Origin of the sequence: Rosenbergiella epipactidis, assembly GCF_018494055.1 — a bacterium.
Classification (GTDB): domain Bacteria; phylum Pseudomonadota; class Gammaproteobacteria; order Enterobacterales; family Enterobacteriaceae; genus Rosenbergiella; species Rosenbergiella epipactidis.
This window is the reverse complement of record NZ_JABBFQ010000002.1, coordinates 203,129-224,731: the sequence shown is the minus strand read 5'-3', so window position 1 is coordinate 224,731 and position 21,603 is coordinate 203,129. Positions and strand designations below refer to the sequence as shown.

The window sequence follows — 21,603 nt, the reverse complement described above, 5'->3', positions numbered from 1 at the left end:
AAAATTTAGGGTGATAAACATTTTAATTGTCCCTTGAGCGGGAGTTTTACGCAGGTTAGTCACGAATCCCAACCCTTTTTACATAGGCTGACATTTTTCGTTTTTCGTTGACCTAGGAAAGGGGATAAGAAAAATAAGAGCCTCATGGATGCTGAGGCTCTGAAATGACTTTATAACTGTGATTTACGCGCGTCGGGCGCTTGGCAGACAGCCGCCGTAAATAATAAATCGGTCGACGAGTTCAATGCTGTTTCTGCTGAATCTTGCAGGACGCTAATCAAGAAACCAATGGCGACCACCTGCATCGCGACTTCATTGGGGATACCAAACATATTGCAGGCTACCGGAATCAGTAGCAATGACCCTCCCGCTACGCCCGAGGCCCCACATGCACAGAGTGACGCGACAAGACTGAGCATGATAGCAGTGGGAAGATCGATACTAATATTTAAGGTATTGACGGCTGCCAAGGTTAACACTGTGATAGTGATTGAAGCCCCTGCCATACTGATATTTGCCCCTAGCGGAATCGAGACGGAATAGGTGTCTTCATCAAGGCCTAATCGTTCTGCGATCGCCATATTGACGGGAATATTTGCTGCAGAACTGCGGGTGAAGAAAGCGGTAACGCCACTCTCTTTTAAACACAGGAAGACTAACGGGTAGGGGTTACGTCTTATTTTCCAGAAGACCAGTATTGGGTTCACCACTAACGCCATCGTCAGCATGCAGCCAATCAGCAGGAATAGTAGATTGAGGTAACTGGAGAGCGCGCTAAAGCCATTGGTACCCAGTACTGAGGCAACTAACCCAAAAATACCAATAGGGGCTAAGCGGATCACCTTGGCGACCAGCCAAGTGATCGCCCCGGAAAAGTCGTTTAAAAGGTTACGTGTTGCGACAGAGCTATGCCTAAAGGCTAAGCCTAGCGCGATTGCCCAGACTAAAATACCAATATAGTTAGCATGCATCAGTGCATCGACAGGATTGACGACCATGCTTAGTAAAATACCTTGCGCAATTGCTAAGATACCTTTGGGGGCTTCACTCCCTGAGTGGGCATCGGTCAGTATCAGGGTTTGGGGGAAATGATAGCTGGCCACGACGGCGACCACGGCTGCAAAGAATGTACTCAGTAGATAGAGTGTCACAATCGGACGAATATTAACTTTTTGCCCTTGTTGGTGGTTTGCAATAGAGGCCGTGACGAGCAACAGAACCAAAATCGGTGCAACGGCTTTTAAGGCATGAACAAACAATTCGCCAAGAAGCGAAACACTTTGCGCCGCAGGTTTAGAAATGAGCGCCAGTACAATCCCTGCAATCAGCGCAATAATAATTTGAGTGATTAGATTCCCCGAACGTATCCAGTTTACTAACCCAGTGGATTTTGAAGTCATCATTCTTTCTTGTTCTTTGTTTTTAAAAAGGGCTTCGCACGATAACGCGTGAGTGAAGCGTGTTTGCTGCGGCAGTATAAGAAAACGAGAATTAAGTTAAAGGCGAATCTTGTTAGAGCGATTATTTTAACTTGAACGATAATATCGAGAAATGACGTTTATATAGAGGATATATCTGATGGGGTTTAATCGTGTGGATATACTGCAAGGTGGTTAACTTCCCTTGCAGTATTTTATCACGTTATGATTTTTTTCGTGTATTCAGCCAGTGGTTGAGTCCCAAGGTTACAATCAAGATGGTTGCGATCACACCCAACGAGATAGCCGTAGGAATGTGCCAGATATCGATCAGCAACATTTTCACCCCGATGAAGGTCAAAATGACGGCAAGTCCGTACTGCAATAAGCTGAACTTTTCAGCCACGCCTGATAACAAGAAGTACATCGCCCGTAGACCTAAGATCGCAAATAAATTAGATGTTAGGACGATAAAAGGATCGGTGGTTACGGCGAAAATAGCGGGAATACTGTCAACGGCAAAGATCACGTCGCTTAACTCAACCATAATCAATACCAGTAGCAGTGGCGTGGCGTAACGCACGCCTTGACGGACCACGAAAAATTTCTCGCCTTCCAGTTGGTCGGTCACTCGCATACGTTTTTTTAACCATTGTAGCAAGCGGCCCTCTTCCTGATGCCCATTGTCCGACTTTGATAAAAACATCTTAATACCGGTGATGACCAGAAACGCACCGAAGATATAAAGGATCCAGCTAAATTCGTTAACTAGCCAACTGCCTGCGAAAATCATTAGGGTTCTTAGTACGATGGCCCCGAGTACGCCATAGACGAGAACGCGTTGTTGTAGCGCGGGGGGAACTGCGAAAGCGCTAAATAACATTAACCAAACAAATACGTTATCGACCGCCAAGGCTTTCTCTAATAAATAGCCGGTCAGGAAGTTTAAGGTTTGTTCCGATGCGACCGCATGGCCTGAGAGATGCTGTAAGTAGAACCAGAGACCTGCGGCAAAGCCGAGCGAGACGCCGACCCAAACCAGTGACCATAGGGCTGCATGTTTCACACTCATGCTGCCTGAACGTCCAGAGCTTTGTAGCCGTAGATCGATGATAAGCATGATGATGACGATAACGGAGAAGATCCCCCACATCAGTGGAGTGCCGACAGTCTGCATAAGACAATTCCTTATTAATGAAAAAACAAAAAGGGTGGTGTCGGCAGTCAAAGCGGAATTATTGCAAACCTCACCTAGTGGCAAGGTCTCACTTACAATACTTATCGTACTGCCTGACGACCGGTGTTTTCACACGTAATGACGATCTGCCAGCGTTGAAGTTACTCCCCTTTGCTGACATCAGCATAGGAAATTTGTAGGGGAGAAACAATCATTGTTTGTAATATTTTTAAATACTTTACTTTCTCTAAGCTGAAGGGAGGCTGAGGCAATAACAATTGTTGAACGGCGCGACAGCCTTTACACTGCCAATAGAAGCGGGGGAGGGTGCGTGAAAATACAAAACAGTTCGCTAAGTTGGCATGGATTATTTTTAGCAATTCCTGTGGGGATTGTAGCAGCCTGCGTCACACTTCTTTTTCGTATGGTGATTGCGCTGTTTAACCTTGCCGTTTTTGGGCGCAGCGATGATATCACTCAGGCAATGCAAGTATGGCCGTGGGTTTACTGGCCGTTGATCGTCGGGATCGGCGGAGCTATTGCGGGGGGATTATTGCATTTTGCCGTAAAGCTCGAGAAACAAACGGCGATCAAATCCGATTACCTTGATGTCATCAATGCACGGCTTAATGCCGTCCCGACGGGGTCTTCTGTCCTTCGGGCGTGCTCCTCAATGATGAGTATCAGTAGTGGGGCATCGATCGGTAAAGAAGGGCCCATGGTGCAACTTGCCGCACTCTGTGGTAGCTGGTTAGCCCGCTTTGTGCCTAAAAGATTTGCCTTAGCGAATACCGATATGGTGGCGATGGCTGCTGCCGCAGGGTTAGCCTCGGTCTATCATGCTCCGTTGGCGTCGACGATTTTTGTGGCAGAGATCGCTTTTGGGATTTCTGCTTTGCAACGAACCATGCCCATTATGTTGTCGGCCGTGACAGCCGTTCTCACGATGTGGCTATTGGGCTTTCGTTCGCCATTATATCCCTTGATGGATCTGCACTTCTCAATCCAAACCGGGCCGTTACTGATTACCGTTGTTCTGGCGCTTGTCAGTGGACTGATTGGGTTTGGGTTTATTACCCTCACGCAGAAAACCCGCCAGTGGTTCAACCATATTCCTTCGCTCCCGCTTCGACTGGCGTGTGGGGGCGCCGCCGTAGGCAGTTTAGCGATTATCTCTCCAGCCATACTGGGCAATGGCTATGAGGTCATTATCAACCTGTTCGCTGGTCACTATCTCATGCCGATGCTGCTCACCTTACTGGTACTCAAAATCATCGCTACAAGCTGTTCCGTGGGCTCTGGGGCGGTTGGCGGAATGTTTACCCCAGCATTAATGATCGGTGCAACGCTAGGGGGTATCTGTGGCCTAGTGAGCCAACAACTGGGTATTACGCAGCTTAGTCCGTGGCTATTTGCGGCGATTGGTATGGCCGCCGTGCTCTCGGCAATTTCGCAGGCACCCTTGATGGCGATCTTAATGGTGATGGAGATGACACTGAACAGTAGCCTGTTATTTCCCTTAATGATTGCTTGTGTTGTGGCGACTATGGTGACTTATCAGTGCCACTCACCGACCACGTATCCTTTAATTGGTACGCATTTATCTCGGGCGAACGCGAAATTTACTTTCGACCAAACCCGTATCAGCGAAGTGATTATTCCTGGAGCCTGTCTTTCCCCTCAAGATTCGGTGCAACAAGCCCTTAATGCCAGTGGGTATAAGCGCGAGCGCTATGTTTATATCATCGACGCAGAGCAGCGGTTTTTGGGCGTGGTCTCTATTCATAAAATCGTTGAAAAGGTATTAGCTGAGGACATCACGTTAACTTCTCCGATCGAACAGGTGATGGAAACGGATTTCCCCTATGTTTTTCAAGATCAAACCTTAAAACAGGGGTGGGAAGCTTTCAGCCGAGTGACTCTCGAAAGATTACCCGTATTAAACAACCCTCAGCAGCGACAATTTGTTGGAGCCTTAACGAAAACGAGTTTGATCCAGCAGGCAGAGAGTTTCTTATAGGGCCAAATACTGAGCATTGTTGGGTTTAACACAGAAACTGCGTATACTTCGCCACGTTAATGATTATCCGACTAGACAGAGAAGACCTCGATGAATGAACTGCAAGTAAGTGGGCAATCGCTTACCCTTAACCGATTCCCAACCAATGCGGCAGATCCCAACTTACAAGCGTGGGATTCCGCAGATGAATATTTACTCCAGCAGTCATTACCCGACGGCCCTGTCCTCGTCTTTAATGATAATTTTGGGGCGCTAACCTGTGGACTTCACCCTCGCGAAGTTTGGCAAGTTAGCGATTCGTTTATCAGCCAGCAAGCCACCCTGCACAATCTAGCGACCAACGAATTGTCGGTGAATAACGTCAGGTTTTTAGATAGCCTTGCCGCATTACCTGAAGGCATGGCTGCGGTAGTGATAAAAATCCCCAAAACCTTAGCGTTACTTGAACAACAACTGCAAGCATTACGCCAAGTCGTGACGGCCGAGACGGTGATCATTGCAGCCGCTAAAGCAAAAGATATCCATCGCTCCACCCTTGAGCTTTTTGAAAAATGGTTGGGTGAGACACACACTTCCCTTGCTTGGAAAAAATCGCGTCTCGTTTTTGCCAAATTGACCGCTACACAACCTGCTGCCACGAGTGGAATATTGAGTTGGCCGTTAGAGGGGACGCCTTACACATTGCATAACCATGCCAATGTTTTTGCACGGCAATCTTTGGATATCGGCGCGCGCCTGTTCCTACAACACTTACCCTCGCAACTCGAAGGCACTATCGTTGACTTGGGGTGTGGCAATGGGGTCGTTGGATTACTGGCGCTAGAACAAAACCCGGAAGCGAAGGTGCATTTTGTTGACGAATCGTGGATGGCCGTTGCATCAAGTCAGCTTAATGTTGAGAAAAATTTACCAGACGATCGCTCCCGTTGTGAGTTCACCGTCAATAATAGTTTGAGTGGCTTTACCGGTGGCAGTTTACACGCTGTCTTGTGTAACCCGCCGTTCCATCAGCAAAGCGCGATCACTGATCATATTGCTTGGCAAATGTTCAGAGATGCCAAAAGATGCTTGGGCTATGGCGGAGAGTTACGTGTTATAGGAAACCGCCATCTCGATTATCACCGAAAATTAAAAAAATTATTTGGTAATTGCCAATTAATTGCTTCCGATGCGCGCTTTGTTGTTTTACGCTCAGTGAAACTCTAATTTTCCTTATGATAACTGGGTAATTGCTATGATGAATGCGGTTAAATTCATGTCTTGCGTCACGCTAATCAGCGCGCTCTGTGCCTGTACCTCACAGGAGAAACTCGCGGATCAACGTTTGGCCGATCAATCCACCATGGCAGTTAACTGGATGCAGCAATCGGGCGAATACCAAGCAATTGCGCTTCAGACCTTCAAATTCGCGACGTCAGCTTTCCAACAAGCCGCCGCTAAGGGCATACATTCCCCAGCGGTGATTGTCGATCTTGATGAAACGATGATTGATAACAGTGCGTACCAGGCGTGGGCGGCACAACAACAAGTGCCTTTTACCGATGCCACGTGGTCTCAGTGGACGCATGCCAAGCAAGCATTAGCCATTCCGGGGGCCGTCGATTTTGCACGCTACATCGATAGCCATGGCGGGACTATTTTCTATGTCTCCAACCGAGCGGAACAAGATCGCCAAGCGACCGCAGATAACCTTCGTGCACTCGGTTTCCCAGGTATCTCGTCAGAAACCTTATTATTGAATACATCCAGCAGTAATAAACAAGCGCGATTCGACAGCATTAAGCATCAAGGTTATCAGGTAGTGGTCTATGTTGGGGATAACCTCAACGATTTTGGCCAAGCCACTTGGCATAAAGATAATGTTCAGCGTCGTCGTTTTGTTACAGAGAATCACGATAAATTTGGGACCGAATTCTTCTTACTCCCCAATCCAAGCTATGGTGACTGGGAGTCAGGGTTAAGCCCAAATTACGGTAAAATGCGTCCTTCAGCTAAGCTCCAAGTCAGAGAGCAAGCGTTACGTGTTTGGAAAAAAACACCGTAACCACACTGTACTAGGCACTGTTTGTTGTGACCCATTCATAAAATTTATGGTTAAATGGCAGCCAATCGGGCTAGGAAGTATCGCTAGCCCGACCTAATCCGCTTAAGGACCTGCGTTGCGCACTGACTTATATGGAAAAGATAGCCTTTCTAGATAGATTTCGTGGTATTGCTGATACCGTTGCCCTGTTTTTACTCACCTTCTTTCTTTGCTATGTCAGTAGCCATCTGCGCTTACCCCTTGTGCTGTCGATGTTCTGGATAGTGAATGCGGTGGTGGCGGGTATTTTTGTTCGCTATCCATCGACTCATCGGCCCACCAATTATCTGGCCTGTGCATTGGCAATGTTCCTGAATGATTATCTTTTTTCCGGATGGTTATCCTCAGCAATCTTAATCAATATGGCGAACATCATCTTTATTGCGGTGATTGCGATAGGGCTTAGAGGTATGTGGAAAAGCCCTACTGATCAGCTTACGCCCAAACAAGTGCCGATATTATTTCCTGTCTGTCTGGCGGCCTCCTTACTTTCCGGGATGTGGGGAGGGATCGTGAGCGTGGAGGGGAAAACTCTTACCGATACTTTATTAAATGTTGCCTTGTGGGTAAGTGAACAATTCTCGACGGGATTAATGATCCTTCCCCTTATCCTCAGTTTTAAACGTTCTCAAAAGTTTGTCTGGCAGCGAACATCGGTGTTGGCAGTATTATCGGTGCCTCTTCTGTTTCTGGGGGCGGCGCTGGTCAGCGGGCCAGGCAGTATCGCTTTTCCGCTACCCGTGTTGATCTGGTGTGCATTAGTCTTGCCCGTATTTGTCTCCGCATTCGTGACGTTCTTGGTCGGTATTCTCGAAATCATGATGGTTTATGAGAATTTAATTGGTGAGCACTTGGTCGATACTCCGCCCGAAATTATGACTCTTGTCTCCATCCGACTGGATGTTGCCGCTATGGTACTGACACCCTTTATGGTGTCAGTCACTATCGATGCGGTAAAGACGTTAAACAGGCGCTTAGAGATCCGAGCCAATACTGATTTTTTAACCCAACTGTTATCTCGCGCTGGGCTTTTCGACAAGCTCAATGACGTCCCATTACCGTCTGGACGGTCGGTGGGAATGATTCTATTTGATATCGACTATTTTAAAGCGATTAACGATAATTTTGGGCATCAGGCGGGAGACGCAGTACTCAGTGAATTGGGCTACATTCTGCGACGTGATTGCAAAGAGCAGTTTTATATCTCCCGTTTTGGCGGAGAAGAGTTTGCATTAATTGGACTCGATATTTCCTGCGAGCAGCTCTATCAACAGGCTGAAGCGCTACGTTTACGGGTGGCACGACATGATTTTTCATTAAGCGATCGTTCGCTTTCAATTACGATAAGCTTAGGGTTGGAAGTGGCGACGGTCAATCACGATGAAAAGTGGCCGCAGATAATTACGCGGTTGGTCACTAAAGCCGATTCACGTCTCTATCTTTCGAAAGCCGAAGGCCGAAATCTGACTACCCCCGATTGGTCCGAGGGTAGTCCAGCGCTTAGTGATCGAACGCCGACATGATTTTGTTTTGTTGCTGATGGCGCTCGACCGCCAGCTGGAGCAGTTTAGTGATCAGATCTTGGTAGCTTAAGCCGCTCGCCTGCCATAATTTTGGATACATGCTGATATTGGTGAAGCCAGGCAGTGTATTGATTTCATTGATAATCACTTCATTGCTTGAGGTAAGGAATACATCCACCCGCGCGAGACCGAAGCATTCGACAGCTTGGTAAGCCTTAAGCGCTATCTCTCTAATATTATTCTCTGTGGCGTCATCGATATCGGCAGGAACCTTCACTTGGGCCCCTTGCTCATTAATGTACTTGGTTTCGTAGGAATAAAATTGATCCGAGAGGACGATCTCTCCGCAACGACTCGCTTGCGGATGCTCGTTACCCAATACCGCACATTCGACTTCACGACCAATAATTGCCGTTTCAACCAAGACTTTGCGGTCAAAACGAAAGGCTTCTTCAATGGCTGGACCTAACTGATCTGAGGTCTCCACTTTACTGACACCAACTGACGAGCCTTGGTTTGCTGGCTTAACGAATAATGGTAAGCCTAATTGTGATACGACATCATCAAGATTGATGTTCTCAATATTGCTTGGCGTTAGGGTAACGAACGGCGCAATATTTAAGCCCGCATCGCGTAACAGACGCTTGGTGACATCTTTATCCATGCTAATTGCTGAGCCCAGTACGTCTGAGCCGACAAAAGGTAAATTCAGGATACGTAAGAGTCCTTGCAGCGTGCCATCTTCGCCCAGCGTACCGTGAACGATGGGGAAAATGATATCGATCTGGGAAAGATCGATCGCCGAAGACGAGCCAATCGCTTGCGGTTGGCCGGGTTGCAAGTGTAGCTTCCCATCAGCTTCTGCCAGTTCAATACGTTTAGGATCGGTCGGATTCTCAAGGAAATGTTCAACACGATAGCTGCACCATTGTCCTTGTTTCGTTATCCCCAACAGAACAACATCAAATTTTGTTTTATCAATCGCTTCTAAAATATTCCGTGCTGATTGTAACGAAACCTGATGTTCTGCTGACTTCCCGCCAAAAATGATACCGACCCGCTGTTTCATAAACTCTTTATCCGTAACTTAACTGTATGATGACAACATAACAGGTCGTGATGGGAGTGACAATGCTCGGCAGTAGCGATAAGAAGGGTTAATGTCTAACGCCTAAATTTCGCTCCATTCGCGTAACAGGTTGTGGTATAGGTTTAATAAATTCATTCGTGTTTCGTTAACGCTTTCGAGCGCTGCCAGCTGTTGAATATCGTTATCGAGTTGGCCAAGCATTGCGCGTTTTTTCTCGTCACGCACCATCGATTGGATCCACATAAATGATGCGATGCGTTGGCCAGCAACAACCGGTGTCACACAATGCAAACTACTGGAAGGGTAGATCACCATATCGCCCGCAGGCAGTTTAACCTTATGTTGTCCAAAGGTGTCTTGAATGACGAGCTCGCCCCCTTCATAACTTTCCGGCTCATTTAGAAAAAGCGTGGCAGAGATATCAGTACGTAACCAGAGGTTTTCTTCACGTCGTACCGCACCGTCGACATGAAAGCCGTAAGCCCCGCCGCCTTGGTAGCGGTTAAATAGAGGTGAGGAGATATTAACGGGGAGTGTGGTACTAAAAAATTGTGGGTGTTGATTAATTGCCTGCAGAACGAACTGTTGTAGCTCAGTATACAGCGCGGTATGGGTATTCACTTGCTCATTACTTTTGACTGCCGCCCCTTGTTGGCCGGTTGTCACTCTGCCATCGACCCATTCCGCTTGCGCAAGGTGCTCAGTGAGGGTGGATAGCTGCTCGGCATTTAGTACGCCTTTAATATGATGCATCATAGTCTGCGAACTCAATAACAACATGCTGTGGCAAAGTGCCACAGCATTGGCTGAAGATTAAAAGTGTACGTTCGCCGTTAGCATCCAGCTGCGCTCTGCGCCAGGGTGGTAACGATAGCCACTTTTGTTGATAGATTGCACATAGTGCTTATCAAACAAATTATACACATTTAACTGAAGGTCAAGGTTACGATTCACTTGGTAGCCTGTCATCGCATCGGCAACCCAGTAGTTATCGATGATATTTGGCGTACCTACCGCGCCGTCAGTGCCGCGATGCATACTGCCGACATAACGGGCACCCGCTCCGGCTACCCAATCAGGCGTGATTTGGTAGGTTGTCCAAGCAGTGAATGCATGGCGAGGTGTATAACTGAGGTATTTAGAACCATCGTTATTCACCGCTTTCCCTTCAGATACTTTCGCATTCTGTAAGGTATAGCCCGCTAATGCATGCCAGTTATCCGTGATATCGCCACTGATCGTCAGCTCGTAGCCTTCAACGCGTTTACGACCGACTTGTGAATAGTCTTTAGTGCTGGCATCTTGCTCAACTTCATTCTTGATATCCGTGCGGAAGAGGGCAGCGGTCAGGAGTAAGCGGCTATCCATTAAGTTCCACTTAGTGCCGACTTCGGCTGTCGCTGCTTTTTGCGGCTGGAAGTCTGTGCTGTTAGCATTTTTAGACGTGGTGGAGCTCGCGGTTAATTGGAAATTATTTCCGCCCGGCGGTTGCTGTGAAACACCGTAGTTAGCATAGACGTTGCCTTGCTCGGTCAGGTGGTATAAGGCTCCCGCTTTCCAGTTAAACAGATTTCCACTCTTGCTGGTGTCGACGGTTCTGACCGGCGTACCTTTCGCCACCCCAGCGCTACAGGCAACGGCACCACGGCCCGAGCCACCACAAGCGGTTGCCGATTTATAATCGGTTTGGTAGCTATCTAAACGGGCACCGCCGTTGATTTCGAACTTCTCGGTCAGTTGTAGCGTATCGAATGCGTAGAGGCCAAAAGTATCAGTGGTACCATGGGCATCTGCACCATTGCGAGACAGGCCACCCACCGAGATCGAACTATCTGGATGATAGATATTGACGGCAGGTGGTGAGATTGCATTGAGCCCGCGGATGGTTTGGCTCTCATGAGTGAATTCAACCCCAGTACTTACGTCATGCTTAACGCTTCCTGTACTGAACTTAGTGGTTAAGTTTGTTTGGTTGGTCAGGATTTTATTCACTGAGTCACGGGTATTTGCTAAACGACTCCAGGTCCAGTCATCGACATTACGGGAATTATGGGTTTGGATGTTCGACGCGCCGCCCATGACAGCAGTCATCAGATATTTTTGGCTAGTTTGCGACCAGCGAGTGGTATTTCTTAGGGTCGTTACATCGGAGAAGTTATGCTCGAAGCGCATTGTTGCGCTGTCTGTGCTGGACTTATCGTAATCCGAGTCGGTGCCGTAGAAGTTATGGCGATTGACTTTCCCGGCACTGTTCAGCGCTGAGTAGCCCTTTGGCGCGCTGTAGCCCGGTAGCCCTATGGTTGGAATACCGCCATCAGGGGTATTGTTCTGGTGAACATGGACATAATCGAGGAATAGGCGCGTGTCAGTCTCTAAACCAAAAGCGATAGACGGTGCAAAACCATATTTTTCATGGCTGACTTTATCACGGGTTTTATCGTGACCATTATCACCCATCATATTGATTCGAAAAGCGGCATTATCGTTGATCATCTGATTGTAATCGACGGTTGCACGGCGAGTCGAGGCGCTACCGTAACTTAACGAACCATCGACGTTGGTCGATAACTCGGGCTTTTTAGTGATCATATTGATCGAGCCTGACGGGGCGCTGCGCCCATAGTCTGAACCGGAAGGCCCTTTAAGGACTTCGACGTTACTGATATTAAATGTGTCACGGCTTACCGCAGCAATATCGCGAATACCATCTACATAGATGCTATTTGAGGTATCGACGCCACGCATATAAATCGCATCGCCAGTCGTCGAACTACCATTCTCCCCGGCAAAAAATGCCCCCGCACCGGCGACGTTTTTCATGGCATCGGTAAGGGTGGTTGCGTGTTGTTCTTGAATAACTTTTTCAGGTACCACTGTTACGGTACGTGTGGTGTCCGCGAGAGGACGCGTAAACTTAGGGTCCGATAACGTTTTCGGGACATATAGCGAAGGAAGCGTTGCTTTAATGATGAGGGTGTCATCACTCTTTTGGCTTTCACTCGATTTGTTGGTGTGTGTAGAGGTGTTACTTGCTGTGTCAGCGATGGCCGGCGTAGTCAATCCGACACATAATCCTGCAAAGACACCTAATTTTGTTAATTCCATGAATGAAGGCGCGATATTTTTATTTTTTTTCACGAGGTTACCTTGTAAATACCAATGAGAATGGTTATCAGGAGCGTTCGCATTATTCATATTTTTTAGCAAAAGGTAAAGAGTTGTAAGCAATTCTTAAGGGTATTTTTAGATTTTAATAAGGAATTATTTCAAATTATGAATTTATCTGATGGCTTTGCTGGGGAAGGGGAAGCGATATTTCAGGTAAAAAAAAGGGCGATACATTATGTATCGCCCTTGAATTGAGTCAGCGTGTTAGGCTGGTTTTCTCATTGGCTCTTTGCGAGCAGGTGCATCACCTGCCACATAGTAACTGGCGGTACTGCGTGGGAGGGCAGCTTTACCACGGATCATATCCGCGATTTTTTCACCAATCATGATGGTAGTGGCGTTCAAGTTACCGGTGATGATCTCTGGCATGATCGAGGCATCGACTACGCGCAGTGCTTGCATACCGTGTACACGACCTTCGTTATCGACCACAGCCATTGGGTCGGTACCCATTTTACAGGTGCCGCATGGGTGATAAGCGGTCTCGCCATGGTTACGAACGAACTCATCCAGCTGCTCATCGGTTTGGCAGTCCAGACCCGGGCTGATTTCGCGGCCACGGTATTTATCTAATGCAGGTTGATTGATAATTTCACGCGTGAGTCGAATACAGTCACGGAATTCCTGCCAATCTTGATCGTGAGACATGTAGTTGAACAGGATTGCTGGGTGCTCGTAAGGGTCGGTAGACTTGATACGAACATGACCACGACTTGGCGAGCGCATCGATCCTACGTGGCATTGGAAGCCATGCTCATCGACAGCATTCGTCCCGTTGTAGTTAATCGCAACCGGTAAGAAGTGGTACTGAATATTTGGCCACTCGAACTCTTCGCGGCTACGGATAAACCCACCTGCTTCGAACTGGTTACTCGCGCCAATCCCTTTGCCTTGGAATAGCCATTGGGCACCGATCTTAGGCTGGTTGTGCATTTGCAGTGCAGGGTACAGGGACACTGGCTCTTTACACTCATACTGTAAATACAGCTCTAAGTGGTCCATCAGGTTCTCGCCAACGCCTGGCAGATCGTGTACTACTGGAATATTGAACTTATTCAATAATTCAGCAGAGCCTACGCCAGAGCGTTGTAGGATCTGAGGTGAAGCAATTGCGCCAGCACAGAGTAGAACTTCACGACGCGCATCGGCGTGCTGTGGCGTTTTACTGCCGCCAGTGAGGTAATCGACACCGCTCGCACGTTTGCCGTTAAAGACAATTTTATCGGTCGTTGCATGGGTAACAATCGTCAGGTTACTGCGGCTCTTCGCTTGGTCAAGATAGCCTCTACCTGTGGCCGCCCGACGTCCATTAGGCGTGACGGTACGGTCCATTGGGCCGAAGCCTTCTTGCTGATAACCGTTAAGGTCATCGGTACGCGGGTAGCCTGCTTGAACACCTGCCTCAATCATGGCTGCGAACAGCGGATTGTTACCGGTTTTTGGGGTGGCAACGCTCACCGGGCCTTCGCCACCGTGATAATCGTTAGGGCCAATATCGCGAGTTTCCGCTTTACGGTAGTAAGGCAGGCAGTCTAAATAGCTCCAGTTCTCTAGGCCCGGGCGTTTCGCCCAGCCATCGAGGTCCATCGCATTACCACGGATATAACACATACCATTGATAAGGGATGATCCCCCTAAGCCTTTACCGCGACCACATTCCATGCGGCGGTTATTCATATAAGGCTCTGGCTCGGTTTCATAGGCCCAGTTATAGCGGCGGCCTTGCAGAGGGAAGGCTAATGCCGCAGGCATTTGGGTACGGAAATCCAAACGGTAATCGGGACCTCCTGCTTCAAGCAGGAGAACTGTGGTGTCTTTATCTTCAGTAAGGCGCGTCGCCAGTACGTTACCGGCAGAACCGGCACCAATAATGATATAATCGTATTCCATTATTTATTCCTCAATTCGGTGGATTAAAATACTGACTGGAAGCGTTCCAGTTCAACTTGTACCGATTTGATTTGGGTGTAGTGCTCTAAGGTCACTAACCCGTTCTCACGGCCCACGCCAGAGTGCTTATAGCCGCCGACAGGCATTTCTGCTGCTGACTCGCCCCAAGTATTAATCCAGCAAATCCCGGCTTCCAGTTGGTGAATAATGCGGTGTGCACGATTCAATTCTTGGGTGACAACCCCTGCTGCAAGGCCGAAATTGGTATCATTTGCGCGACGAACCACTTCTGCTTCGTCGTTGTAGCTCAGGATAGACATTACCGGTCCGAAAATCTCTTCTTGCACGATCTCCATATCATCACGGCAATCGGTAAAGACTGTCGGCTCGACCCAAGCGCCGTTATCGAAAGCTTCGCCTGTCATACGCTTACCACCGGCTAGAAGCGTTGCTCCGCCTTTGATACCTGATTCAATAAAACGCATAACGTTATCGCGGTGAGCAAAGCTCACGAGAGGACCGAAGTTAGTGTTAGCATCGTTAAGATCGCCGGCGCGGATATTTTTCACACGGGCTAAGATTTTTTGTTCAAACTCAGCTTTATGCTGCGCCGGAATAAATACACGTGTACCGTTGGTACACACTTGGCCTGAGCTATAGAAGTTAGCCATCATGGCAATATCGGCAGCGAGGTCGAGGTCGGCATCGTCACAGATAATCAGCGGTGATTTACCCCCCAGTTCCATAGTGACATCTTTCAGCGTAGAGCCTGCTGCATTCGCCATCACTTTACGTCCGCTGACCACACCACCGGTGAAGGACACTTTATCGATACCTGGGTGTTCAGTCAGGGCTTGTCCGGTTTCAGCGCCAAGACCGGGTAAGACATTAAATACACCGTTCGGCACACCGGCTTCGGTGTAGATTTCTGCCAGTTTTAGCGCGGTAAGTGGCGTCACTTCACTGGGTTTGAAAATCATCGCATTACCTGCTGCTAGCGCTGGCGCAGATTTCCATAATGCGATTTGAATAGGGTAGTTCCACGCACCAATCCCCGCGACGACGCCTAGCGGTTCGCGGCGCGTGTAGACGAAAGAGGTATCACGCAGTGGAATTTGTTGACCTTCAATAGCCGGAATTAATCCCGCATAGTATTCCAACACATCCGCACCGGTGACGATATCTACCGCGGACGTCTCACTAAAAGGTTTACCTGTATCAAGGGTTTCCAGCGCGGCCAGTTCGTCGTTACGTTCACGTAAAATATCAACCGCCTTACGTAAAATACGAGAGCGTTCCATTGCCGTCATGGCAGCCCAAATTTTTTGGCCTTTACGTGCAGCGGCTACCGCGTTATCAACATCGGCTTTGCCCGCAGCGTGGACATTAGCTAACACCTGGCCGTTTGCAGGGTTAACCGTCTCAAACGTGGAACCGCTCTGTGCAGGGACGTAGGCACCATCGATATACAGTAACTGTTCAGCGAATTGGGACATCGTTGTTCTCCGTCTTTAAGAGTGAGTACTCGCCAATTGTTGGCGAATAAATTGTCGAGTAATAGTTTTAATCATTTGCGGATCAAAGGGATCTCCGCTGAGTGCCGCACGTAACCAGAGTCCGTCAATGAGTGCGGCGAGCCCATAACCCGCGACGCGCGCGGGCGCTTTATCTAATTCTTTATGAAACTCAGCCGTAAGCGTAGAAAATAACCGGCGGCTGCTAATTTTTTGTAATCGGTGTAACCCAGGTTGGTGTAGGCTGCTGGCCCAAAAATCTAACCAAGCTTTCGCAACGGCAGGATGAACCTGTGTTTCATCGAAGTTCGCATCGACGATAGCGCTCAGCCGCTCTTCCGCCGAGGCGCCCGCTAACGTTTTCAACCTTCCCAAAATGGCTAGTTGTAGTTTAGACGTAATATCGCGCATCGTGGCTTCAAGTAGCCCATTTTTATCACCGAAGTAGTGACTGATGATGCCGGTTGAGACGCCCGCCCGTTTTGCAATCTGTGAAATGGTGGCGTAATGCAGCCCCACTTCATTAATGGTTGCAAGGGTGGCATCAATCAATTGTCGCTGCCGAATGGGTTGCATACCTACTTTAGGCATCACCGTTACTCCTGAATTATCAAATCCCCTTTATTAAAACTTTTTTTGATTGATTGTTCAATATAAAAAAATAAATTGTTATGCTGGGGGAGATAAAAAAGGAGTGGGCCTTTCAAAAATGCTAATCGATGTAATACTTACTCGGTTAAGCATCGGCCTAATGATTTTACTTACCCTTGGAAAGAGGATTGAGGTAAAGAATGACAACACCACCTGCTACCGGAAATAATAAAATTAATCCGGTTGTTTTTTATACATCAGCCGGACTGATTTTATTATTTGCGCTGACCACTATTCTCTATAGTGACCTCTCCGCGGCTTGGATTTTGAAAACCGTAAACTGGGTATCGGCAACGTTTGGCTGGTACTACATGCTGGCGGCTGTGATCTACATGGTTTTTGTCGTGTATATTGCTGCCTCGCGTTACGGGTCTATCAAACTGGGGCCAGAACAATCGAAACCCGAATTTAGTCTCTCGAGTTGGGCTGCCATGCTCTTCGCAGCAGGGATCGGTATCGACTTAATGTTCTTCTCTGTGGCTGAGCCTGTGACACAGTATATGCAGCCACCTCAAGGTGCTGGCGAAACCATTGAAGCCGCACGCCAATCGATGGTCTGGACGTTATTCCACTACGGGATTACCGGCTGGTCGATGTATGCCTTAATGGGGATCGCGCTCGGATACTTTAGTTACCGCTATAATTTACCGCTCACCATTCGTTCGGCGCTCTACCCGATTTTCGGTAAGCGCGTGAATGGGGCAATTGGCCACACCGTCGATATTGCTGCGGTCATCGGAACAATTTTTGGTATTGCCACTACCCTCGGCATAGGGGTTGTGCAGTTAAACTACGGTTTAAACGTTCTCTTCCACGTGCCTGATAGCTTAGCGGCCAAAGCGGCCCTGATCGTGCTATCTGTAGTGATTGCCACCATCTCTGTCACCTCTGGGGTGGATAAAGGGATTCGATTACTCTCTGAGCTTAATGTCTTGCTCGCGCTGGGACTGATTATTTTCGTCTTATGTGTCGGCGATACCAGCTTCCTGCTTAACGCTATCGTGCTCAATATTGGTGACTATGTTAACCGCTTTATGGGCATGGCACTGGATACCTTCGCTTTTGACCGTCCAACACAATGGATGAATAACTGGACACTCTTTTTCTGGGCATGGTGGGTCGCTTGGTCACCGTTCGTTGGACTGTTCTTGGCGCGCATTAGCCGCGGGCGGACAATCCGTGAATTCGTATTGGGTACGTTAATTATTCCCTTTACCTTCACATTATTGTGGTTATCGGTATTTGGTAATGCTTCGCTTTATGAAATTATCCATGGCGATCATGCCTTTGCTCAAGAGGTGCTTGCGCACCCAGAACGCGGTTTTTATAGCCTGCTAGCGCACTATCCAGGATTTACTTTCAGTGCGTCAGTCGCGACGATTACCGGTTTACTGTTTTATGTAACGTCTGCCGATTCTGGGTCGTTAGTATTGGGTAACTTCACTACCCGCTTGAAGGATATCAACTCTGACTCCCCTAACTGGGTTCGTATTTTCTGGTCAGTAACGATCGGAGTGTTAACCTTAGGGATGTTGATGGCCAACGGTATTTCTGCACTGCAAAATACGACGGTGATAATGGGACTGCCCTTTAGTTTCGTGATCTTCTTTGTGATGGCCGGGTTATTCAAATCGTTACGCGTTGAAGACTTCCGCCGTGCTAGCGCAAACAGAGATACCGCGCCGTATCTGGCAAATGCGAATGATCGTCTTTCATGGAAGAAGCGTCTGACACGATTAATGACCTATCCAGGCAGTCGTTATACAGAACAGATGATGGACACGATATGTTATCCGGCGATGCAAGATGTTGCCAAAGAGCTTGAGGTGAGAGGAGCGAATGTCGAACTGCAGCGCCTGCCACCAGAAGAAGAGGGCGGCTTGGGTCACCTTTCTCTGATGGTGAATCTCGGTGATGAACAGAACTTCTTGTATGAAATTTGGCCACAGAAATATGCGATTCCGGGCTTTACTTACCGTGCGCGAAGCGGTAAATCGACCTACTATCGTCTTGAAACCTTCTTGGTCGAAGGTAGCCAAGGTAATGATTTAATTGGCTACAGTAAGGAGCAGGTGATTATCGACATGCTGGACCAGTATGAGCGACACCTTAACTTTATCCATCTTCATCGCGAAGCACCGGGGAATCATATTAATTTCCCTAATCTATAAAGACACAATCAGGGCTGGATCCTCTCCAGCCCTTCATTGTCTTTAACCGTGTCGGCACCATCGTAATTACTCTTTGGAATACTGCTATGCACAAAATTGTTAATACCTTTCTGCCTCTTTATTTTGCTACGCTTCTTTTACTGCTGGGTTCCGGCTTATTGACCACTTGGGTCTCGTTACGCTTGAGTTTGCAACACGTTTCAGGTGCGATGATTGGTGCCATTACAGCGGCCAACTATATCGGGCTAGTGATTGGTGGCAAAGTTGGTCATAACCTTATCGCCCGTGTCGGCCATATCCGCGCTTATGTCGCCTGTGCTGGCATCATTACCGCTTCGGTTATCGGCCATGGGATGACCGACTGGGTACCTGTATGGATTGCCTTACGCTTCATCATCGGTTTAGCGATGATGTGCCAATATATGGTGTTGGAGAGCTGGTTAAATGACCAAGCTGAACCTCAGCAACGTGGCGTCATTTTCGGTCTGTATATGGTCGCCACCTATTTAGGGCTGTCGGCAGGGCAGGTGATATTAACGCTGCACTTTAGCAATCAACTCATTCCTTTATTAATCGTTGGGCTTTGCTTCTCGCTCTGCTTGGTACCGATAGCGTTGACAACTCGTACCAAAGTTCAACCGATGTCACCTGCGCCCTTAGAGCTTGGCTACTTTTTTAAAAATATTCCGCGAATACTGGTCATTACCTTGGTAACGGGGATGATTATCGGTGCTTTCTATGGCATGGCGCCGGTCTATGCCAGCACCTTATCGTTCGATACGTCACAGGTCGGGTTGTTTATGGCCTTAACGATTTTTGCCGGACTGGTGACCCAGTTTCCACTGAGTTGGCTGTCTGACCGTTATGAACGACAACGGCTGTTATTAGCGACCTCATCGCTCTATGTCTTAGCATCGTTACCGCTGGTTTTTCTGGTACACACCTCTTTTGCGGTACTGATGACGATCGCTTTTTTAGCCAGTATGGTGCAGTTCGCGCTCTACCCTTTGGCGGTAGCCATCGCCAATGACCGAATCACCCCAGAGCGCCGTGTGTCGTTAACGGCTTGTCTGCTGATGTCCTACGGAATTGGGGCCAGTATCGGTCCTCTCTTTACCGGCGTATTGATGGAATCTTTTGGCGGGAACATGCTCTACCTGTTTTTTGTGGTGTGCGGTGGGTCGATTTTCGCACTGAGTTGGAAAACCCTGCCTGTACCTAAGCGCTTGCAAGAAGAAGCGGTTGCACACGTACCGCTGACCGATGGCTTGGTGAGCTCGCCATTAACTGCGGCGTTAAATCCAGTGATCGATGAGGCGGATATCATCAATACGATGGTGAATACCGGCGACGAAGAACCTAGCCAATCGAACGATAATCCCACCACGCCGTCGTGATAGGGGGGGAGTTGTTCTTTTCTAGAGAATAACTTTGTTTTAATTATTCATTTTTATTGGTTATTAAAAACACGTAATGTTGTTGTCATCATAAATTCATTTGTTATGAGGTCGCTATGTCACATCCACATTCTCGTAATCCTGCTAATGGTCAACTGATCAAAGAGTATCCATTCATTAATCAAAATGAGTGCGAGGCAATTGTCCGCCGTACGGCAGAAGCACAGAAAGCTTGGCGTGAGGTTTCGTTAGAGGATCGTCGTAAGGTCCTGTTACAGCTTGCTGCGGCACTGCGGGAGCGTAATGAAGAGTTAGCAGCAATGGCTACGCGTGAAATGGGTAAACCTATCACCCAATCTCGTGCCGAGGTGAACAAATGTGCGCAAGTCTGTGAATGGTATGCCGAGCACGGCCCTGCAGCGTTAGCCCCTCAGCCAACACTGGTTGAAGATAAGAAAGCGTGGCAGGAATTCCGACCGCTGGGGACAATCCTTGCCGTCATGCCATGGAACTTCCCCTACTGGCAAATCCTACGGGGAGCGGCGGGAATGTTATTAGCAGGTAATACCTATTTGCTGAAACATGCCCCGAACGTGATGGGCTGTGCCTATTTAATGAAAGATATCTTCGATAAGCTTGATGCACCGGCAGGTATTTTCGATATCGTGAATATCGATAATGACGGTGTTTCTGCCTTAATTGCCGATTCACGCGTTGCTGCGGTCGCCGTGACGGGCAGTGTCCGCGCAGGCTCAGCCATTGCGGCACAAGCTGGGGCTGCATTGAAGAAAACCGTCCTAGAATTAGGCGGCTCTGACCCGTTTATTGTGTTAGCCGATGCAGATCTTGATGAAGCGGTAAAAGCGGCGGTGATTGGTCGTTACCAAAATACAGGACAAGTCTGTATGGCGGCAAAGCGCTTCATTATTGAAGAGAGCATAGCTCAACAATTTGAGCAAAAATTGACGCAAGCGGTCGCCGACTTATCGATGGGGGATCCCACGCTCGACACGACTTATTTAGGACCTATGGCACGCTACGATCTTCGTGACGAGTTGCATCAACAAGTCGAAAAAACCTTAGCCGAGGGTGCCCGTTTGGTCTGTGGCGGCGAGAAAGTCGCGGGAGAGGGGAACTATTACGCGCCAACCATTCTCGCGGAGGTGGGTGAAACGATGACCGCTTTCCGTGAGGAGGTATTTGGCCCGGTTGCGACCTTAACCGTAGCGCGCGATGCGCAGCATGCCCTTGAACTGGCCAATAACAGCGACTTTGGCCTAGCGGCAACGGTATGGACGGCTGATAACGCGGTCGCTGATCAGATCACACGTCAGCTAGAGACCGGTGCCGTCTTCGTCAATGGCTATGGCGCATCGGACCCTAGAGTCACGATTGGTGGGGTGAAGAAGAGTGGTTATGGGCGCGAGCTGAACCACTTCGGTCTGCATGAGTTCTGTAATATTCAGACGGTGTGGGTAGACCGCCGTTAATTGCCAAGCCG

General features: G+C 48.4%; 15 protein-coding genes. 7 read left to right on the top strand and 8 right to left on the bottom strand.

Going from position 1 to position 21,603, the window contains the following annotated elements; translation table 11 throughout:
* Positions 1 to 170: 170 nt before the first annotated feature.
* Complete coding sequence (sstT, locus tag HGT71_RS03925; protein WP_214216700.1) at positions 171 to 1,400, bottom strand: serine/threonine transporter SstT; 1,230 nt, start codon at positions 1,398 to 1,400, stop codon at positions 171 to 173.
* A 241-nt stretch (positions 1,401 to 1,641) separates the two neighbouring features.
* On the bottom strand, positions 1,642 to 2,595 hold the full coding sequence (locus HGT71_RS03920) for a TerC family protein (RefSeq protein WP_214216699.1): 954 nt from the start codon (positions 2,593 to 2,595) through the stop codon (positions 1,642 to 1,644).
* A 331-nt stretch (positions 2,596 to 2,926) separates the two neighbouring features.
* Between HGT71_RS03920 and HGT71_RS03915 the strand changes: the two genes are divergently transcribed.
* The 4 genes from HGT71_RS03915 (at position 2,927) to HGT71_RS03900 (ending at position 8,221) form a co-directional block, all read left to right on the top strand.
* On the top strand, positions 2,927 to 4,615 hold the full coding sequence (locus HGT71_RS03915; protein WP_241595146.1) for a chloride channel protein: 1,689 nt from the start codon (positions 2,927 to 2,929) through the stop codon (positions 4,613 to 4,615).
* A 90-nt stretch (positions 4,616 to 4,705) separates the two neighbouring features.
* A complete protein-coding gene (rlmG, locus tag HGT71_RS03910; protein ID WP_214216698.1) occupies positions 4,706 to 5,821 on the top strand; it encodes a 23S rRNA (guanine(1835)-N(2))-methyltransferase RlmG in 1,116 nt (371 codons plus the stop codon).
* Positions 5,822 to 5,849: 28 nt separating this feature from the next.
* A complete protein-coding gene (locus HGT71_RS03905; RefSeq protein ID WP_214216697.1) occupies positions 5,850 to 6,659 on the top strand; it encodes a 5'-nucleotidase, lipoprotein e(P4) family in 810 nt (269 codons plus the stop codon).
* Positions 6,660 to 6,790: 131 nt separating this feature from the next.
* On the top strand, positions 6,791 to 8,221 hold the full coding sequence (locus tag HGT71_RS03900; protein WP_214216696.1) for a GGDEF domain-containing protein: 1,431 nt from the start codon (positions 6,791 to 6,793) through the stop codon (positions 8,219 to 8,221).
* Here the strand turns inward: HGT71_RS03900 and ddlA are convergent.
* The 6 genes from ddlA to betI all read right to left on the bottom strand — a co-directional run bounded on the left by ddlA (position 8,199) and on the right by betI (position 16,474).
* Complete coding sequence (ddlA, locus tag HGT71_RS03895; RefSeq protein ID WP_214216695.1) at positions 8,199 to 9,290, bottom strand: D-alanine--D-alanine ligase; 1,092 nt, start codon at positions 9,288 to 9,290, stop codon at positions 8,199 to 8,201. The two genes, HGT71_RS03900 and ddlA, sit on opposite strands and share 23 nt — an antisense overlap.
* Before the next feature lie 102 nt (positions 9,291 to 9,392).
* A complete protein-coding gene (locus HGT71_RS03890) occupies positions 9,393 to 10,067 on the bottom strand; it encodes a Fe2+-dependent dioxygenase (RefSeq protein ID WP_214216694.1) in 675 nt (224 codons plus the stop codon).
* Positions 10,068 to 10,124: 57 nt separating this feature from the next.
* Positions 10,125 to 12,449 carry a catecholate siderophore receptor Fiu gene (locus HGT71_RS03885; protein ID WP_342355443.1) on the bottom strand — a complete coding sequence of 775 codons (2,325 nt, stop codon included), beginning with the start codon at positions 12,447 to 12,449 and terminating at the stop codon, positions 10,125 to 10,127.
* Positions 12,450 to 12,683: 234 nt separating this feature from the next.
* A complete protein-coding gene (gene betA, locus HGT71_RS03880; protein WP_214216693.1) occupies positions 12,684 to 14,369 on the bottom strand; it encodes a choline dehydrogenase in 1,686 nt (561 codons plus the stop codon).
* Positions 14,370 to 14,392: 23 nt separating this feature from the next.
* Positions 14,393 to 15,865, bottom strand: a complete 1,473-nt coding sequence (gene betB / locus HGT71_RS03875) for a betaine-aldehyde dehydrogenase (RefSeq protein ID WP_048912103.1) — start codon at positions 15,863 to 15,865, stop codon at positions 14,393 to 14,395.
* Positions 15,866 to 15,880: 15 nt separating this feature from the next.
* Complete coding sequence (betI, locus tag HGT71_RS03870; protein ID WP_214216918.1) at positions 15,881 to 16,474, bottom strand: transcriptional regulator BetI; 594 nt, start codon at positions 16,472 to 16,474, stop codon at positions 15,881 to 15,883.
* A 200-nt stretch (positions 16,475 to 16,674) separates the two neighbouring features.
* Between betI and HGT71_RS03865 the strand changes: the two genes are divergently transcribed.
* From HGT71_RS03865 to HGT71_RS03855, 3 genes are all read left to right on the top strand, one after another.
* Complete coding sequence (locus HGT71_RS03865) at positions 16,675 to 18,705, top strand: choline transporter (protein WP_048913917.1); 2,031 nt, start codon at positions 16,675 to 16,677, stop codon at positions 18,703 to 18,705.
* 86 nt (positions 18,706 to 18,791) lie between these two features.
* Positions 18,792 to 20,102 carry an MFS transporter gene (locus HGT71_RS03860; RefSeq protein WP_214216692.1) on the top strand — a complete coding sequence of 437 codons (1,311 nt, stop codon included), beginning with the start codon at positions 18,792 to 18,794 and terminating at the stop codon, positions 20,100 to 20,102.
* A 116-nt stretch (positions 20,103 to 20,218) separates the two neighbouring features.
* Positions 20,219 to 21,592: an aldehyde dehydrogenase family protein gene (locus HGT71_RS03855; RefSeq protein WP_214216691.1), complete on the top strand. Its 1,374-nt coding sequence runs from the start codon at positions 20,219 to 20,221 to the stop codon at positions 21,590 to 21,592.
* Positions 21,593 to 21,603: the final 11 nt, after the last annotated feature.

Excerpts from the sequence above, each read along its gene's own strand:
- sstT (WP_214216700.1), bottom strand. The coding sequence starts at position 1,400 with ATGACTTCAAAATCCACTGGGTTAGTAAACTGGATACGTTCGGGGAAT.
- HGT71_RS03920 (WP_214216699.1), bottom strand. The coding sequence starts at position 2,595 with ATGCAGACTGTCGGCACTCCACTGATGTGGGGGATCTTCTCCGTTATC.
- rlmG (WP_214216698.1), top strand. The coding sequence starts at position 4,706 with ATGAATGAACTGCAAGTAAGTGGGCAATCGCTTACCCTTAACCGATTC.
- HGT71_RS03905 (WP_214216697.1), top strand. The coding sequence starts at position 5,850 with ATGATGAATGCGGTTAAATTCATGTCTTGCGTCACGCTAATCAGCGCG.
- HGT71_RS03900 (WP_214216696.1), top strand. The coding sequence starts at position 6,791 with ATGGAAAAGATAGCCTTTCTAGATAGATTTCGTGGTATTGCTGATACC.
- ddlA (WP_214216695.1), bottom strand. The coding sequence starts at position 9,290 with ATGAAACAGCGGGTCGGTATCATTTTTGGCGGGAAGTCAGCAGAACAT.
- HGT71_RS03890 (WP_214216694.1), bottom strand. The coding sequence starts at position 10,067 with ATGATGCATCATATTAAAGGCGTACTAAATGCCGAGCAGCTATCCACC.
- betA (WP_214216693.1), bottom strand. The coding sequence starts at position 14,369 with ATGGAATACGATTATATCATTATTGGTGCCGGTTCTGCCGGTAACGTA.
- betB (WP_048912103.1), bottom strand. The coding sequence starts at position 15,865 with ATGTCCCAATTCGCTGAACAGTTACTGTATATCGATGGTGCCTACGTC.
- betI (WP_214216918.1), bottom strand. The coding sequence starts at position 16,474 with ATGCCTAAAGTAGGTATGCAACCCATTCGGCAGCGACAATTGATTGAT.
- HGT71_RS03865 (WP_048913917.1), top strand. The coding sequence starts at position 16,675 with ATGACAACACCACCTGCTACCGGAAATAATAAAATTAATCCGGTTGTT.
- HGT71_RS03860 (WP_214216692.1), top strand. The coding sequence starts at position 18,792 with ATGCACAAAATTGTTAATACCTTTCTGCCTCTTTATTTTGCTACGCTT.
- HGT71_RS03855 (WP_214216691.1), top strand. The coding sequence starts at position 20,219 with ATGTCACATCCACATTCTCGTAATCCTGCTAATGGTCAACTGATCAAA.